Annotated in this window: 13 protein-coding genes and 1 other annotated feature; all 13 genes read left to right on the top strand. The window is 54.1% G+C overall.

Annotated features, from left to right (window positions below):
• Positions 1 to 77: 77 nt before the first annotated feature.
• The gene (locus ETC05_RS04280) at positions 78 to 3,125 is read left to right on the top strand and encodes an efflux RND transporter permease subunit (RefSeq protein ID WP_171660438.1); all 3,048 of its coding nucleotides are present in this window, start codon (positions 78 to 80) and stop codon (positions 3,123 to 3,125) included.
• A 102-nt stretch (positions 3,126 to 3,227) separates the two neighbouring features.
• Positions 3,228 to 4,088, top strand: a complete 861-nt coding sequence (locus ETC05_RS04275; protein WP_031408076.1) for a TetR/AcrR family transcriptional regulator — start codon at positions 3,228 to 3,230, stop codon at positions 4,086 to 4,088.
• A 322-nt stretch (positions 4,089 to 4,410) separates the two neighbouring features.
• Positions 4,411 to 5,706, top strand: a complete 1,296-nt coding sequence (locus ETC05_RS04270; protein WP_171660437.1) for a replication-associated recombination protein A — start codon at positions 4,411 to 4,413, stop codon at positions 5,704 to 5,706.
• Positions 5,707 to 6,033: 327 nt separating this feature from the next.
• Positions 6,034 to 6,450 (top strand): cysteine metabolism transcriptional regulator CymR, encoded by a 417-nt coding sequence (cymR, locus tag ETC05_RS04265; protein ID WP_011232042.1) that lies wholly within the window; start codon positions 6,034 to 6,036, stop codon positions 6,448 to 6,450.
• Between the two features lie 27 nt (positions 6,451 to 6,477).
• On the top strand, positions 6,478 to 7,620 hold the full coding sequence (locus tag ETC05_RS04260; RefSeq protein WP_171660436.1) for a cysteine desulfurase family protein: 1,143 nt from the start codon (positions 6,478 to 6,480) through the stop codon (positions 7,618 to 7,620).
• Positions 7,621 to 7,637: 17 nt separating this feature from the next.
• Positions 7,638 to 8,753, top strand: coding sequence for a tRNA 2-thiouridine(34) synthase MnmA (mnmA, locus tag ETC05_RS04255; protein WP_031408080.1), 1,116 nt, complete (start codon positions 7,638 to 7,640; stop codon positions 8,751 to 8,753).
• Between the two features lie 88 nt (positions 8,754 to 8,841).
• Complete coding sequence (locus tag ETC05_RS04250; protein WP_031408081.1) at positions 8,842 to 9,504, top strand: tetratricopeptide repeat protein; 663 nt, start codon at positions 8,842 to 8,844, stop codon at positions 9,502 to 9,504.
• An 18-nt stretch (positions 9,505 to 9,522) separates the two neighbouring features.
• Complete coding sequence (recD2, locus tag ETC05_RS04245) at positions 9,523 to 11,883, top strand: SF1B family DNA helicase RecD2 (RefSeq protein WP_171660435.1); 2,361 nt, start codon at positions 9,523 to 9,525, stop codon at positions 11,881 to 11,883.
• A 25-nt stretch (positions 11,884 to 11,908) separates the two neighbouring features.
• Positions 11,909 to 12,382 carry a PRC-barrel domain-containing protein gene (locus ETC05_RS04240; protein ID WP_031408083.1) on the top strand — a complete coding sequence of 158 codons (474 nt, stop codon included), beginning with the start codon at positions 11,909 to 11,911 and terminating at the stop codon, positions 12,380 to 12,382.
• Positions 12,383 to 12,397: 15 nt separating this feature from the next.
• Positions 12,398 to 12,589 carry a hypothetical protein gene (locus ETC05_RS04235; protein ID WP_025949318.1) on the top strand — a complete coding sequence of 64 codons (192 nt, stop codon included), beginning with the start codon at positions 12,398 to 12,400 and terminating at the stop codon, positions 12,587 to 12,589.
• Between the two features lie 11 nt (positions 12,590 to 12,600).
• Positions 12,601 to 12,735, top strand: a complete 135-nt coding sequence (locus ETC05_RS04230; RefSeq protein WP_071880177.1) for a YrzQ family protein — start codon at positions 12,601 to 12,603, stop codon at positions 12,733 to 12,735.
• Positions 12,736 to 12,854: 119 nt separating this feature from the next.
• The gene (locus ETC05_RS04225; protein ID WP_031408085.1) at positions 12,855 to 13,916 is read left to right on the top strand and encodes an AI-2E family transporter; all 1,062 of its coding nucleotides are present in this window, start codon (positions 12,855 to 12,857) and stop codon (positions 13,914 to 13,916) included.
• A 47-nt stretch (positions 13,917 to 13,963) separates the two neighbouring features.
• Positions 13,964 to 14,188 (top strand) — a binding site (T-box leader).
• Between the two features lie 47 nt (positions 14,189 to 14,235).
• Positions 14,236 to 16,872, top strand: coding sequence for an alanine--tRNA ligase (gene alaS / locus ETC05_RS04220; protein WP_171660434.1), 2,637 nt, complete (start codon positions 14,236 to 14,238; stop codon positions 16,870 to 16,872).
• The last annotated feature ends 23 nt before the right edge of the window (positions 16,873 to 16,895 follow it).

The following is a 16,895-nucleotide window of genomic DNA, read 5'->3' as shown; positions in this document are numbered from 1 at the left end:
AGAAGTAGTTTTGTATGACCGGTCAGTTCAAAATAATTGGACTGACCGGTCAAAATCGTAGGATGAGAGGTGGCACGATGACGTTTTTGACTAGGTTCAGTTTGAAAAATGCGGCAGCGGTGTTTGTATGTTCGTTTTTGCTCATGTTTCTAGGGCTGTATTCCTTCTCTTCCTTGAAGGTCGATTTGCTGCCGAACATTGAATTTCCCCAGTTGTCGATTGAAGCGGTCTATCCTGGGGCTTCTCCACAAGACATGAATGAGGAAGTGACGACCAAGCTCGAGGAAAAACTGAAAGCCCTTGACGGCCTTAAGCAAATGCAGAGCTCTTCCTACGAAGGAATGGCCGTTATTAATCTTGAATTTCCGTTTCGGACAGATATGGAGAAAATGGAGCGTCAGGTCGAATCGCTCATTGATAAGGCTGGATTGCCCAACAATGTACAAACCGAAGTCAATCGGTTTTCATTCAGTTCCATCCCGGTTTTCAACATTTCTTTGTTTGCCAAAAGTGGAACCGATCTGCAAACGTTGCTGGAAACCGAAGTGATTCCAGAATTGAATAAAATCGACGGGGTGAATTCCGTTTCGATCGGCGGAGACAGCGAGCGCCTCATCCGGATCACGGTTGACCGGAAAAAAGCCGTTCAGGCGGGATTGACCTTGTCAGAGATCAAAAACCAAATCAATGAAAAGGTGTTGGCGTTCCCAGCGGGAACATTGAAAACCGATACATGGCAAATTCCGGTTCGCGTCGAAGAAACATTGAGCACCATCCATGAGTTGAAAAATCTAAAACTCGTGCCCCCGGCTGTTCCTATAGCGGCAAGTGGATTGCAGCGCACCGCGCCCGTCAAGTTGGGGGATCTTGCGACGATTGAGGAAGTCAACGAGCAAAGCGAATTCACCCGGTATAATTTGAAGCCATCGCTGTCGATGGCCGTGACGAAAAAACAAGATGCCAATACGATTGAAGTAGCAGATCAAGTGATCAAAGTGCTGAATTCCTACAAACATCAGTTTGATTATTCCATCGGGTTTGATTCGTCGGCTGGCATTAAACAATCTGTTGAATCGCTTGTCCGTGAAGGGCTGCTCGGGGCGCTGTTCGCTTCGTTGGCCGTATTGCTCTTTTTGCGCAACGTCCGGGCGACCGTGATTGCAATCGTCTCGATTCCGCTCTCGTTGCTTGTATCGGCCATTTTTCTCAACCAGATGGAGATTACCCTCAATGTCATGACACTTGGCGGCATGGCCGTCGCCGTCGGTCGAGTCGTCGATGACAGCATTGTCGTGATTGAAAATATTTTCCGCCGCGTCCGCCGGGAGAAAACAGGCATGAGCGATGATTTAGTCGAGCAGTCAACGAAAGAAATTGTCAAAGCGATCGTGTCCTCGACCATCACAACCGTTGTCGTTTTTTTGCCGCTCGGGCTTGTTGGCGGGATTACAGGGGAGTTTTTCCTTCCATTTGCCTTGACGATTACGTTTGCTCTGCTGGCCTCTTTGTTGGTGGCTGTGACGGTTGTGCCGATTTTAGCCAAATTTTCGTTTCGCCGTGTGCCGCCAGAAGAGAAAGAAGGAGCCCTTCAGCGTTTTTATGGCCGAATCATTGAATGGGCGCTCAACCATAAAGCGATTGTCTTTGTGTTGTCGGTTGTGCTGTTAGTTGGTTCATTGGCGCTTGTACCGAGACTTGGATTTACGTTTTTGCCGAACGAAGAGCAGAAAACGCTGGTGGCGAGCATTGAACTGCCGGCTTCCACATCGGTGGTCAAAACGAATGATGTGTCGTTCGAGATGGAAAAGATGTTTTTAAAACGAAGTGATGTCGAGAGCGTCACCGCCGCGGTGGGAAGCCGCGATTTTCGCACCGGTTTGAAGCGGTCGAATCAAGCAAGCTATTATATTTTGTTAAACGATCGGGCGGATGTCAACAAGACGGTAGAGGCTTTAGAAAAAGAAATGCGCCGCATCGCGAATCAGCTCTCGCCCGGTGCCAAAGTAGGCGTGCAAGAGATGTCGAGCGGAGGGCCGCCAACGAATAATAACGTGAATATTGACTTATACTCCAATGATTTGGAGGCGCTCCAAACAGCCGCCAAGCAGGTCGAGACGTATTTAAAACAACGCGATGATGTCAAAGATGTGACGAATAACTTAACGGAAAAGCAAAAACAAGTGATTGTGTCCATTGATCCGGAAAAGGCGGCGGCTTATGGCGTTTCAGGCATGCAATTGCTCGGGGCGGTGGCCGATGCGACCCAACCGGTCGATGTGGGGACGCTGAAACTCGGTGACAAGAATGAGCAAGTCGAACTTTCGTATGATGAAACGTTGGGATCAATCGATGAGTTGAAAGAACTTCCGATCGTGACGAGAAATGGAGTGATTCCACTTTCAACTGTCGCCGAAGTGAAAGAGGCGGACGTGTATACGTCCATTCAAAAGCTGGACGGAAAAGTGTTTGCCCGCGTATCCGCCCAGATTGTCGGCGACAACATTCAGAAAGTAACGAATGATGTTACGAAACATGTAAATGATTTGAAGATCCCATCCGATGTCAAAGTGAAAACGGGAGGCGGAAGCGATGAGACGGTGCAGACGTTCCGCGAGCTCGGCGTGGCCATGGCGGCGGCCATTGGGCTTGTGTATTTGACGATGCTGATTACATTTGGCAAAGTGCGGGTGCCGCTGATCATTTTATCTTCCCTTTTGTTTGTTCCCATCGGTTCGCTGTTCGCTTTGTATGTGTCCGATGAGCCGCTTTCCATCAGCGTCATGATCGGCTTGTTGATGCTGATCGGCATTGTGACGACCAATGCGATCGTGTTGGTGGATCGAATCGGGCAAAACCGCGAACAAAAACGGATGACGGTGCGAAGCGCGATCATTGAAGCCGGCAAAACACGGCTGCGCCCGATTTTAATGACAGCCTTTGCCACCGTGACAGCACTCATTCCGCTTGCGCTGACGAATGAGGCCGGCACGTTGATTTCGAAAGGGCTGGCCATCACGGTCATCGGCGGTCTGACGTCGTCGACGTTATTGACGCTCGTGTTCATTCCCGCGATGTATGAGGCGTTTTTCTTCCGGACGGCAAAACGCGAACCGATGGCGAAATGATCGGGCTGGATGGCTGGATGACAGGCCGTCCAGCATTTTTTTTTCATGGCAAGATCGACTATAATGGACATGAAAGAAGGAGTAAGGAAGAAGGAGAAAACATTGGGACGGAAAGAGGACATCATTGAAACAGCGATGAAATTATTCGCCGAAAAAGGCTATCATGCTACCTCCATGCAGGAAATAGCCGAACGGAGCGGAGTAGCCAAAGGTTCGATTTACAATTATTTTAAATCAAAAGAAGAGCTGGCTGTATCAATTTTCCGCTACCATTATGAAGTCTTGTTTCACCAACTTAAACAAATCGAGGCCGATCCCGCCTTAACCGCGCGCGAGCGGTTTTGCCGTCAGTTGACTGTACAAATCCAGTTGTTTGACGAACATAAAGAGTTAGTGCAAATGCAGTTGGGCGAACAAGCGGCGAAGGTGAGCGATGAAGTGCGGCATCTCGTGTTTCGCATCCGCGCCCATACGCTCCACTGGTATCGCCGGGCCATTGAAGACATATACGGCGAACAAGTGCGTCCAGTTTCATTTGATTGCGCGACGATGCTCAACGGAATGCTGAAAGAATATTTGATTTACTTGGCGGTAGACCGAAAGCCGCTGCTTCCTGAGAAGCTAGCCCCCTTCCTGCTCGATCGGCTTGATGCCATTGTGTCCAGCCTGCTTGACGGCAAGACGGGGTTGCTCGATGAAGCGATGATGGCGGATTATATTGCGGCCGCCACCCAAGAACGGAGCCAATGGAAAGAACGGGCCATCAGCTGTTTAGAGCGCATGGCGGCGATGCGTCCGGTTGAAGACGACATTCTTCGTTCGCTGCGCCTATTGAAGGAAGAACTCGAGAAAGGGGAGGCGGCTAGACCGTTTATGGTGAAAGCGCTTCTGCTCTATTTGGCGAAATACTCACTTCCGCTGTTCAATGAGTTGAAGGAGGCTATTGAACGCTATTTTCCGTAAACACCTCCCGCTCCTCTTTTTATTGAAAGCGGGGAACTTCTTTCCGAAACGATCGATGTTTCCGCCCAAACTCGCCGATGCACGAAAGCCGCCCCATACGCCGGCAGCTTGCCATGGCATTATATCCTCTCTAACCCGGAAGCTATTCCAAACGTGAACATAGGCGGGGCCGCCAAAGCGCGGGACGCACGGGAGTGGTTTGACTGGCAGCCTGCATCGGGCGGCTGTTTCCAACGATCAATCACTCTTCCCGCCTCTAAATGTTTGCACAGGCGGGAGATGTTGCCAAACAGAACGCGTCCATTTTCAGGGAGGGATCGGCATGTCCAAAATGACGGAGCCGCTTGCTTGGCGAATGCGTCCACGGACGATTGATGAAATCGTTGGGCAAGACCACGTGATTGGCCCGGGCACACCGCTGTATAAAATGGTAAAAAAAGGGTATGTCCCGTCGCTTTTGCTTTACGGCGAACCGGGAACGGGGAAGACGTCGCTTGCTTATGCCATCGCCCGCACCGCCGGATGGGAGCTTGCGGCGATCCATGCGACATCGGCTGGAAAAAAAGAGATCGAAGAGGCAGCGGAAGCGGCGCGATGGTCAGGGAACGTCGTGTTGTTTATCGACGAAATCCATCGGTTGAATAAAGCACAGCAAGATGTGTTGCTTCCGCACCTTGAATCCGGGCTCATCACCTTGATCGGCGCGACGACGGAAAACCCGTTTCATGAGGTCAACCCGGCGATCCGCAGCCGATGTGGGCAAATTCAGCAGCTAAAGCGGCTTGAGCCGAGCGAGTTGCTCATCATTTTGAAACGGGCGCTCGCCGACCCGGAGCGAGGGGTGGGAGCGCAGACGGTCATCATCGATGACGCGTTGTTATGGCGCATCGCCGAAGCGGCCGGCGGGGATGCGCGCGTAGCGCTTTCGCTCCTTGAGGCGGCGGTTGCCGCTGCCGATGAGCAGGACGGCTGTTTTTATATTGACGAAAGCATCGTTGCCTCGTGTACAGCAAATCGTGGGTTTGCTCATGACAAATACGGTGATCATTATTATTCACTGCTGTCCGCGTTTCAAAAAAGCGTGCGCGGCAGCGATGCTGATGCCGCGCTTCATTATTTGGCTCGCTTGCTTGAAGGCGGCGATTTGGCCGCCGTCTGCCGCCGACTGCTCGTCATTGCCTATGAAGACATCGGACTTGCCAATCCAACAATGGGGGTAAAAGTGCAAGCGGCGGTGGCGGCGGCGGAACGCCTCGGGCTGCCAGAGGCGCGCATTCCTCTCTCCGTTGTGACGATCGAACTTTGTTTGAGCCCAAAATCCAACAGCGCCTACAAGGCGTTGGACGCTGCTATTGCCGATGTCCGTTCCGGCAAGCTTGGCGATATTCCGGATCATTTAAAAGACGCTCATTACAAAGGGGCGTCTGCACTCGGGCATGGACAAGGCTACTTGTATCCGCACGACTATCCGAACGGCTGGGTCGCGCAAGAGTATTTGCCATCCGCTCTGGAAGGCGTCCGCTATTATGAACCGAAAGAGCATGGCGAGGAAAAACATTATGCCAAAGTGTATCGGAGGCTTGAGCAATTGAAACAAGAGGACAAGGTTCGGCCGTGAAGCACTCGGGATTTTTATGGTATAATAACACAAGCGATTGGCTGAACAAGAGGAGGCGCTTGTTTCCCATGGTTGCGCTGGGGCATTGAGTTTGCCGGTTCGCTCGTCATGTCGCTGGGCATCGTCTTGACGATGAAGGCCGATGCGGGCTGCGCGCCGTGGGATGTTCTTCATATCGGGCTGCAACGAAAGCACGCTCTTTTTTTGTGTGACGATCGGTTCGATTGCCGGCCCGACGTTGCTGCAATGCCAGAAGGCCGCAAGCCGCCTGGTTGGATCGGCCGCCGGCACTCGGGCACAAGGGTTAAGCCGTTAGGAGGGATATGAATGAAGATTTCGACGAAAGGCCGCTATGGCTTGACGATTATGATCGAATTGGCCAAAAAATATGGCGATCGTCCGATCTCGCTTCGTTCGATCGCCAAGGCGAACAATTTATCCGAACATTATTTGGAGCAGCTCGTCACACCGCTGCGCAACGCTGGGCTCGTCAAAAGCATCCGCGGAGCGTATGGCGGTTATGTGCTCGCTGAACATCCGGCGAAAATCACCGCCGGCGACATTTTGCGCGTGTTGGAGGGGCCGCTCACTCCGGTTGAGGAGCTTGAAGAGGAAGAGCCGGCGAAGCGCGAGCTATGGATTCGCATCCGCGATGCGGTCGAAGAGGTGCTCGACAGCACGACGCTCGAAGATTTGGCGAAGTATAGCGATGGGGATGAAGGGGCATATATGTTTTATATTTAAGCAACAGAAAGGAAAGGAGAATGGCCGTTGGAACGCATTTATTTGGACCATGCGGCAACCTCCCCGGTCCATCCGGATGTGGCAGCCGGTATGGTCCAGTGGATGACGGAACAGTTTGGCAATCCATCAAGCATCCATTATTTTGGCCGGCAGAGCCGCCGCGCGGTCGATGAAGCGAGGGCCGTTGTCGCCCGCTCGATTGGGGCGAAAGAGACGGAGATTGTGTTTACAAGCGGCGGTACGGAAGCGGATAACTTTGCGGTCATCGGAACGGCCGTAGCGAACCGCGGCCGCGGCAATCATATCATTACAACCGCCATCGAGCATCATGCGGTGTTGCGCGCTTGTGAATATTTAGAGACGCAAGGGTTTGAGGTGACGTATTTGCCAGTTGACGAACACGGGACGGTATCGGTCGAGGATGTCAAGGCCGCGCTGCGTGATGAGACGATTTTAGTATCGGTCATGTTTGCCAACAACGAAGTCGGCACGATCCAGCCGATTCGCGAAATCGGAGCGCTGCTTCGCGATCATCCAGCCTATTTCCATACGGACGCCGTCCAGGCGTACGGGCTTCTTCCGATCGATGTGAATGAATACGGGATCGATCTGCTGTCGCTTTCCGCTCATAAAATCAACGGCCCGAAAGGAAGCGGGGCTTTGTATGTCCGAGAAACGGTGCGCATCATGCCGCTCCTTTTCGGCGGCGAACAGGAGCGGAAGCGGCGCGCTGGCACGGAAAACGTCCCCGGCATCATTGGGTTGGCAAGGGCGGCGGAAATCGCCGAGCGGACAAGGGAGGAGAAACGTCGGCAGTATGCGGCGTGGCGCGAGGCGATGCTTGAAATTTTCCGCTCCTCAGGGATCGACTATGCGATCAACGGCCGCCCGGATAGCCTGCCGCATATTTTGAATGTCGCCTTCCCGGGAACGAATGTCGAATCGTTGCTCGTGAACTTGGATTTAGCCGGCATTGCCGCCTCGAGCGGGTCAGCATGCACCGCCGGGTCAATCGATCCGTCGCACGTGCTTGTCGCGATGTGCGGAAAAGAGTCGGAGCGCATCCGTTCGTCTGTGCGCTTCAGCTTCGGGCTCGGCAATACGACAGAACAAATCGAGCGGGCGGCCGAGGAAACAGTGAAGATTGTCAAGCGGCTCACAAACCGCTAAAGAGGGGGTGAAACAGCATGAACAAAGCGCCGTACGAAACGCGCGTCGTCGTCGGCATGTCCGGCGGGGTCGACTCATCGGTCGCTGCGCTGCTATTGAAAGAACAAGGATATGATGTGATCGGCATTTTTATGAAAAACTGGGATGACACCGATGAAAACGGCGTTTGCACGGCGACTGAGGACTACGAAGACGTTGTGCGCGTCTGCAACCAAATCGGCATTCCATATTATGCCGTCAATTTTGAAAAGCAGTATTGGGACAAAGTGTTTACGTACTTTTTGAACGAATACAAAGCCGGGCGCACGCCGAACCCGGATGTGATGTGCAATAAGGAAATTAAGTTCAAGGCGTTTTTAGAGCACGCCATGTCGATCGGCGCCGATTACATCGCAACCGGCCATTACGCCCGCGTCGAGTTTCGCGACGGCGAATATAAAATGCTCCGTGGAGCTGACCCGAACAAAGATCAAACGTACTTTTTGAACCAGCTCGGTCAAGTTCAGCTGTCGAAAGTGATGTTTCCGATCGGCCATTTGCAGAAAGCGGACGTGCGCCGGATTGCGAAAGAGGCTGGGCTGGCCACTGCTGGAAAAAAAGACAGCACCGGCATTTGTTTTATCGGCGAACGTGATTTCAAAGAATTTTTGAGCCATTATTTGCCGGCCCAGCCGGGAGTGATGAAAACGCTCGATGGCGAAGTGAAAGGGCGGCATGACGGCGTCATGTATTACACGATCGGCCAGCGCCACGGGCTTGGCATCGGCGGCAACGGTGAACCGTGGTTTGTCGTCGGCAAAGATGTGCGCGAAAACGTGCTCTATGTCGCCCAAGGATTTGAAAACGAATATTTGTATTCCACCTCGCTAAAAGCGGTCGATGTCAATTGGGTGTCTGACCGCAAGCCGGAAGCGCCGTTTCGCTGCACGGCGAAATTTCGCTATCGTCAGCCCGATGTTGGCGTGACGGTTCACCCGCTTCCGGACGGAGACGTGGAAGTCGTGTTTGATGCGCCGGCGCGGGCGGTGACACCGGGGCAGGCAGTTGTTTTCTACAACGGCGAGGAATGCCTCGGCGGCGGCACGATCGATGAAGTGTTCCGCAATGGCGAAAAGCTTTGGTATGTTGGTTGATGGCTGTGCTGGTGCTCAGGATCTTCAATCAGGCTTCAGGCTGGGAGGCCGTTGCTTGAAAATCACATTGAATCAGGGGGGATGGGCGGTGGCCAATTTCAACGAACAAGGCCTGGCGTATATGCGCGAGGGGAAGTATGAGGAAGCCATCCGCTGTTTTTCCGCTGCCGTCGAACAGCATCCGGACGATCCGGCCGGATACATTAACATCGGCACCGTTCTGGCCGCAGCTGGTGAGGAAGAAAAGGCGCTGGAGTGTTTCCGGCAGGCGCTCGCCCTTGACGAGCGGGCGGCGGCCGCCTATTACGGCATTGGCACGGTTTATTATCGACGCGGGCAGTTCGCCCAAGCGAAACAGATGTTTGAGCGCGCGCTTGGGCTTGGTCTTGACGATGCCGATACGCATTTTATGCTTGGCATGTCATTATGGCGGCTCGAGATGCCGCGGCTGGCGCTGCCGTATTTGCAGCGGGCGGCCGAGCTGAACGAGACGGACGCCGAAGCGCTGTTTCAGCTTGGCCTTTGCCTCGCCACTCTCGAGTATGTTGATGAGGCGAAGCGTTATTTCGAAAAAACGTTGGAACTTCATCCGCACCACGCTGATGCGTACTACAATTTAGGCGTCATTTATGCGTATAAAGACGACTTCAGCGCCGCCCGCGCCATGTTTGCCGCCGCCTTGGACGCCAAGCCGGATCACGTGCTTGCCGGATATGGAAAGAAACTGATGGAAAAGCGGCTTGCGCCGTAAAAAGGCAGGGGATGGCTGTTGCAAGAGCAACAAATGCTCGCTCTCGACGGACGCACGTTCATTAAAGGAGTATGCCTGGCCGTCATTTTTCATAATGAAGAAACGCTGTATACAGTCGTCCGTGTGCGCGTTGAGGAAACGAACGATGCGCCTGATGAGGAAGAAGTCGTTGTCACGGGCTATTTTCCGCGCCTAAACGAAGGGGATGTCTACGTCTTTTATGGGCAGTTCCGCCATCATCCGCGCTTCGGCCGCCAATATGCGGCCGAACAGTTCCGCAAACAGCTTCCAAACACGAAAGAAGGAGTCATTCATTATTTATCGAGCGGATTGTTTAAAGGAATCGGCAAAAAAACGGCCGCCGCGATCGTTGAAGCGCTTGGCGAAAACGCGATTGCGGCCATTTTGCGCGATCCAGAGGTGCTTGAACGGGTGCCGAAGCTGACGAAGAAAAAAGCGCAGCAACTGTATGAATCGCTTCGCGCCCACGAAGGATTAGAACAGACGATGATCGCCCTCGCCCAGTTTGGATTTGGACCACAGTTGGCGATGAAAATTTACCAGGCGTATGGCGAAGAGGCGATTGACATCATCCACGAGAACCCGTATCAACTCGTCGAGGACATTGAAGGAATCGGCTTTGGCCGCGCCGATGAAATCGGGCGCCAGCTCGGCATTTCCGGCAGCCATCCGGCTCGGCTGCGCGCTGCTTCGCTGTTTGTTCTTGAGCAGGCGTGCTTGCAGGAAGGGCACGTTTATTTGCGCGAGGAAGAGCTGATGGAGCGCATCGGGGGACTGCTTGACGGCAGGCCGAGCGGTGCGGTGGATGGACAAGCGATCGGCCAGACGCTTCTGATGTTAGGGGAGGAAGGGAAGCTGATCGCCGAGCAAGGGCGCTATTATCTCCCTTCCCTTTACTTCGCCGAGAAAGGGATCGTCTCCAATATTAAGCGGCTGCTCGGGCAAGCGCCGCCCGCGGCGTTTGCTGAGTCGGAGTTTTTGCTGGCGCTTGGGGAGCTTGAGGAACGGCTTGGCATGCAATATGCCCCCCAACAAAGGGAAGCGATCCAACAAGCGCTTTCTTCGCCGCTGTTCATTTTGACCGGCGGTCCGGGAACGGGGAAGACGACGGTCATCAAGGGCATCGTCGAGCTGTTCGCCGCCCTCAACGGCCTGTCTCTTGACCCGGATGACTATAAACAAGGCGAGCCATTTCCGGTATTGCTGGCTGCACCCACCGGTCGGGCGGCGAAGCGGATGAGCGAGGCGACCGGGCTGCCGGCGGTGACGATCCACCGCTTGCTCGGCTGGAATGGGGCGGAAGGGTTCAGTCGTGACGAGAACGAACCGATTTCCGGCAAGCTGCTTGTCATTGATGAGATGTCGATGGTCGACACGTGGTTGGCCAACCAGCTGCTAAAAGCCGTGCCAAACGGCATGCAAGTCATTTTTGTCGGCGATGAGGATCAATTGCCGTCCGTTGGGCCAGGGCAAGTGCTGAAAGACTTGCTCCGCTCAGGCGTCATTCCGTTCGTTCGGTTGAACGAGGTGTACCGCCAGGCGGAAGGATCATCGATCATCGAGCTTGCTCATGAGATGAAGCGCGGCGTCGTGCCGGCCGATTTGACTGCTCCAAAGGCAGACCGTTCATTCATCCGTTGCCGTGCGGGCCAGGTCGTCGATGTCGTGCGGCAAATCGCGGACAACGCGCGAAAAAAAGGGTTTTCCGTCAAAGATATTCAAGTGCTCGCCCCGATGTACCGCGGTCCAGCGGGCATTGACCAATTGAACAAAGCGCTTCAAGAGCTGTTCAACCCACCGGCTGAGGGGAAGCGGGAGCTGTCGGTCGGTGAGGTCGTCTACCGCGTCGGCGATAAGGTGCTTCAGCTTGTCAATCAGCCGGAAGATCATGTCTTTAATGGCGATATTGGCGAAGTCGTCGCCATTTTTTACGCCAAAGAAAATACGGAAAAGCAAGACTTGCTCGTCGTCTCATTTGACGGCATTGAAGTGACGTACACACGGCAAGATTTAGGACAAATCACCCATGCGTATTGCTGTTCGGTTCATAAGGCGCAAGGAAGCGAGTTTCCGATCGTCATTTTGCCCGTTGTCAAAAGCTATTATAAGATGTTGAAACGGAATTTGTTGTATACTGCGGTGACAAGGAGCAAGCAGTTTCTCATTTTATGCGGGGAAGAGGAAGCATTTCGATTCGGCGTCGCAAAACAAAGCGACGGAGCGCGCCAGACAGCGCTCGCTGAGAAGCTGGCGGGGACGGCGGCGCCGTTGATCGAGGTCGAACTGCCGCTTGAAGAGGCGAACATGGGGATGGAAAACGTTACGCCGTATGACTTTATGGGCAATGAGCCAAGCTAAAGATGGCTGGAAAGGTGGGAGAACGATGCGGACGTTTTCCGACATCAAGGGCCTTCCCATTTATGAGCAAATGACGGGAAAAATGGTCGGAACGATCACGGACATTTGGTTTACCAGCCATGGCACGGTCAAAGGGCTTGTCGCAGAACGGGGCGGCTTGTTCGGCCGCCGCCGCTATTTGCCGCTTTCAGCCGTGCAGTCGTTCGAAAACGACCGAGTCATCATCTGTGATGCAGATAGCTTCCAGCCGTTTCCTTCTCCTGACAGCGGCCACTCTCTTTACGGCGAACGCGGCCTCGCCGGCAGCATGGTTGTCGCCGCGGACGGAACCACAATCGGACTGTTGGATGACGTATATTTTGACGGGCAATTGGGCAAAATTGACGGATACGAGATCAGCGAGGGATTTTTTTCCGATTTGACCGAAGGAAAGAAACGAATGGAGCTTGCTCCGTTCACCGCCAGAGAAGGCGTGGTCACCATGGAAACAACGATGTAAGGAGAGTGGCTGTCAATGCTCATTTGCCCGAATTGCAAACGAAAAAATTTAGGGAAAATCGGCGTCAACCAGTACTATTGCTGGGATTGCTTTATTGAGCTGTCCGTCTCGAAAGGAATGATCCACGCCCATCAAGTGGAAGAAGACGGAACGTTGAGTTCTCTTGACGACTTGTTTGACGACCACGAACGCATGATCCAATTTTAGGGGGGACACGCATGAACCGGACGATGACGTCGCTGTTAGCAGTCGGGTTAGGCGTCGCCGCTTATCAGCTCGCCCAACGAAACAATTGGATGAACGGTCGCACGATGCGGAGGATGCGCCGCCGCTTGATGCAGGCGATCCGCTGACGGCGTTGCCGCCCTCGCCTTGCGCGGGGGCGGCGCCTTGTGATTGTCAAATAGTGCTAAAAGCGGTGAAGGCATATTTCCTCCCGCATCTCCTACACTAAACGGTAGGAGGTGTGGCGATGGGTGAGCAACAATGGCTGTCGTTCTTTCGCATCGGAAAATGGCTGCTTATGACAGCTATCATCTATTTGATCGTTCGGATGAAAGACGTTTGGTGGCCGGTCATCGATTTGATCGCAACGGTGTTGACCCCGTTTTTGCTGGCGTCGTTTATTACGTATTTGCTCTACCCCCTTGTGGAATCCATCCATCGCAAAGGAATGCCGCGCGCCCTTGCCATTTTGTTGATTTATTTGTTGTTTTTCGGTTTGGTCGGCTACGGCTTGTACCGCGGTGTGCCGCTATTCATCGCCCAGTTGCGCGAACTGGATGAACAGCTGCCGTCGTTGATGAATACATACCGTCAATGGGTGCGCCACATCCACGATGAGACGTCGAATTGGCCGCTGGAGATGCATACGCGCATCGAAGCGATGTTTGTGCAGTTTGAGAAGGCGGCCGCCGCCGCCGTCACGATGGCGATCCATGCCGCCAAGGCGTTGATCGGTTCTGCGGCAACATTTCTTTTGATTCCGTTTATCGTCTTTTATATGTTGAAGGATATCGACATGCTAAAAAAGGCGGTCTGGTATATGACCCCGAAGCGATGGCGCGAACCAGGGATGGCGTTTTTGAAGGATGTCGATGAATCGCTCGGCGGCTACATCCGCGGCCAGTTGTTCGTCTGTGCGGCGATCGGTGTGGCGGCGGCGCTCGGCCTGTGGCTTGCCGGCATGGATTATCCGCTGTTGCTCGGCTTTGTCATTGGCGTGACGAACATCATCCCGTATTTTGGTCCGTTGATCGGTGCGGTGCCGGCGGTCATTTTGGCCGCGACCGTATCGTTGAAAATGGTCGTTATCGTGCTCGCCATAATTTTTGCGTTGCAGTTTTTAGAGGGGAACGTCTTGTCGCCGCTGATCGTCGGCAAAAGCGTACATATGCATCCGCTTGTCATTATGCTTGCCCTCTTTGCCGGCGGTGAGCTCGCCGGCGTGCTCGGCCTCATTCTCGCTGTTCCGACGGCGGCGGTGCTGAAAGTGGCCATCGTCCATTGGAAAGAGCATTATGCTCCGCATTGACAAACGGCTGTTGCTTGTCTATAATCTTTCAATGAAAAAAGCGAATACATAACGCGATGACGGATCGAGTATGTTGCAGTCCATCTTAACGCGCGAGCTCGCGCACAGAGAGGAATTTCCGCGGCTGAAAGAAATTCCAGATGAAGGGCAACAGAAGGCTAATCCGGAGCGCAGGCAAAACCTGACGCAAGGCTGCGTTACGGCCAAAGAGGTGATGGGCGTTTTTGGCCCATAAACAGGGTGGTACCGCGAGCATAACTCTCGTCCCTGCAGGGGATGGGAGTTTTTTTATATAAAAAGGCGAAAGGGGAGGATCATCATGAAAAAGCTGACATCTGCCGAAGTGCGGCGCATGTTTTTGCAGTTTTTCCAAGAAAAAGGCCATGCGGTTGAACCGAGCGCTTCGCTCATTCCTGTCGACGATCCGTCATTGTTATGGATCAACAGCGGCGTCGCGACGTTGAAAAAATACTTTGACGGGCGCATCGTTCCCGAGAATCCGCGCATTTGCAATGCGCAAAAATCGATCCGCACCAACGACATCGAAAACGTCGGGAAAACGGCACGCCACCATACGTTTTTTGAAATGCTCGGCAACTTTTCGATCGGTGATTACTTCAAGCGGGAAGCGATCCACTGGGCGTGGGAGTTTTTAACGAGCGAAAAGTGGATCGGCTTTGATCCGGAACGGCTGTCCGTCACCGTCCATCCGGAGGACGAGGAAGCGTACAACATTTGGCGCAACGAAATTGGCCTGCCGGAAGAACGGATCATCCGCCTCGAAGGAAACTTCTGGGACATCGGCGAAGGCCCGAGCGGTCCGAACACGGAAATTTTCTACGACCGCGGCGAGGCGTTCGGCAACGACCCGAATGATCCGGAGCTGTACCCGGGCGGGGAAAACGACCGCTATTTAGAAGTATGGAATCTCGTCTTTTCCCAGTTCAACCATAACCCGGACGGCACGTACACGCCGCTGCCAAAGAAAAACATCGACACCGGCATGGGCTTGGAGCGGATGTGCTCGATTTTGCAAGACGTGCCGACGAACTTTGAAACTGACTTGTTCTTGCCGATTATCCGCGCCACGGAACAAATCGCCGGCGAGCGGTATGGCGAAGATCCGGACAAGGACGTTGCCTTTAAGGTGATCGCCGACCATATTCGCGCCGTGACGTTTGCGATCGGCGACGGGGCGCTGCCGTCCAACGAGGGGCGCGGTTATGTGCTGCGCCGCTTGCTCCGCCGCGCGGTGCGCTACGCGAAACAAATCGGCATTGACCGCCCGTTTATGTACGAGCTCGTGCCGGTTGTCGGCGAAATTATGCACGACTACTATCCGGAAGTGAAAGAAAAAGCCGATTTTATCGCTCGCGTCATCCGCACGGAAGAAGAGCGGTTCCATGAAACGCTCCATGAAGGGCTCGCCATATTGGCGGAAGTGATCGAAAAGGCGAAAGCGCAAGGAAGCACCGTCCTTCCGGGGGAAGAGGCGTTTCGCTTGTATGATACGTACGGCTTTCCGATCGAGCTGACGGAAGAGTACGCCGCCGAAGCAGGGATGACGGTCGACCACGCCGGCTTTGAGCGTGAGTTGGAGCAGCAGCGTGAACGGGCGCGCGCGGCTCGGCAAGATGTCGATTCGATGCAAGTCCAAGGCGGAGTGCTTGGTGACATCAAGGATGAAAGCCGTTTTGTCGGCTACGATGAGCTTGTTGCCTCGTCGACGGTCCTCGCCATCGTTAAAGACGGACGGCTTGTCGAGGAAGTGAAAGCCGGTGAAGAGGCGCAGATCATCGTCGATGTGACGCCGTTTTACGCCGAAAGTGGCGGTCAAGTCGCTGACCAAGGCGTGTTTGAAAGCGAAACAGGAAGAGCGGTCGTCAAAGATGTGCAAAAAGCGCCGAACGGTCAACATCTTCATGCCATCATCGTCGAACGCGGCACAGTGAAAAAAGGAGCCCGCTATACGGCGCGCGTTGATGAGGCGAAGCGGGCGCGCATCGTGAAAAACCATACGGCGACCCATTTGCTCCATCAGGCGCTAAAAGACGTGCTCGGCCGCCATGTCAACCAAGCGGGCTCGCTTGTCGCTCCGGATCGGCTGCGCTTTGACTTCACCCATTTTGGCCAAGTGAAGCCGGAGGAGCTCGAGCGCATCGAGGCGATCGTCAATGAACAAATTTGGAAGAGCCTTCCGGTTGACATTTTCTATAAACCGCTTGAGGAAGCGAAAGCGATGGGCGCAATGGCGCTGTTTGGCGAAAAATACGGCGACATTGTCCGCGTCGTCAAGGTCGGCGACTACAGCCTTGAGCTGTGCGGCGGCTGCCATGTGCCGAATACAGCGGCCATCGGGTTATTTAAAATCGTCTCCGAGTCAGGCATCGGCGCCGGCACGCGCCGGATTGAAGCGGTGACCGGGGAATCGGCATACCGCTTTATGAGCGAACAGCTGGCCATTTTGCAAGAGGCGGCGCAAAAATTGAAAACAAGCCCGAAAGAATTGAATGCACGTCTTGACGGACTGTTTGCCGAGCTGAAAGAGCTCGAGCGCGAAAATGAATCGCTTGCTGCCCGCCTTGCCCGTATGGAAGCGGAGCACCTCACCCGCCAAGTAAAAGACGTGGGCGGCGTGCCGGTGTTGGCGGCAAAAGTGCAGGCGAACGACATGAACCAGCTGCGGGCAATGGCCGACGATTTGAAGCAAAAATTGGGCACGGCGGTCATCGTGTTGGCTTCGGTGCAAGGCGGAAAAGTGCAACTGATTGCCGCGGTGACGGATGATTTGGTAAAAAAAGGATTCCATGCCGGCAAGCTGGTGAAAGAAGTAGCGTCGCGCTGCGGTGGGGGCGGCGGCGGGCGTCCGGACTTGGCGCAAGCTGGCGGCAAGGATCCAAACAAGGTCGGCGAAGCGCTCGGTTATGTCGAAACATGGGTGAAATCCGTTTCCTAATTCGCGCGGATCGTGTACAATGG

The organism is Geobacillus sp. BMUD, assembly GCF_013096845.1.
In the GTDB taxonomy this organism is placed as follows: domain Bacteria; phylum Bacillota; class Bacilli; order Bacillales; family Anoxybacillaceae; genus Geobacillus; species Geobacillus vulcani.
Note: the sequence above shows the minus strand (reverse complement) of the source record. Positions and strands in the feature narration are given on the sequence as shown.

Bases quoted from the DNA above. Each gene is read 5' to 3' on its own strand.
- ETC05_RS04240 (WP_031408083.1), top strand. From the start codon at position 11,909: ATGCGGACGTTTTCCGACATCAAGGGCCTTCCCATTTATGAGCAAATG.
- ETC05_RS04235 (WP_025949318.1), top strand. From the start codon at position 12,398: ATGCTCATTTGCCCGAATTGCAAACGAAAAAATTTAGGGAAAATCGGC.
- cymR (WP_011232042.1), top strand. From the start codon at position 6,034: ATGAAGATTTCGACGAAAGGCCGCTATGGCTTGACGATTATGATCGAA.
- ETC05_RS04280 (WP_171660438.1), top strand. From the start codon at position 78: ATGACGTTTTTGACTAGGTTCAGTTTGAAAAATGCGGCAGCGGTGTTT.
- mnmA (WP_031408080.1), top strand. From the start codon at position 7,638: ATGAACAAAGCGCCGTACGAAACGCGCGTCGTCGTCGGCATGTCCGGC.
- ETC05_RS04225 (WP_031408085.1), top strand. From the start codon at position 12,855: ATGGGTGAGCAACAATGGCTGTCGTTCTTTCGCATCGGAAAATGGCTG.
- ETC05_RS04230 (WP_071880177.1), top strand. From the start codon at position 12,601: ATGAACCGGACGATGACGTCGCTGTTAGCAGTCGGGTTAGGCGTCGCC.
- ETC05_RS04270 (WP_171660437.1), top strand. From the start codon at position 4,411: ATGTCCAAAATGACGGAGCCGCTTGCTTGGCGAATGCGTCCACGGACG.
- alaS (WP_171660434.1), top strand. From the start codon at position 14,236: ATGAAAAAGCTGACATCTGCCGAAGTGCGGCGCATGTTTTTGCAGTTT.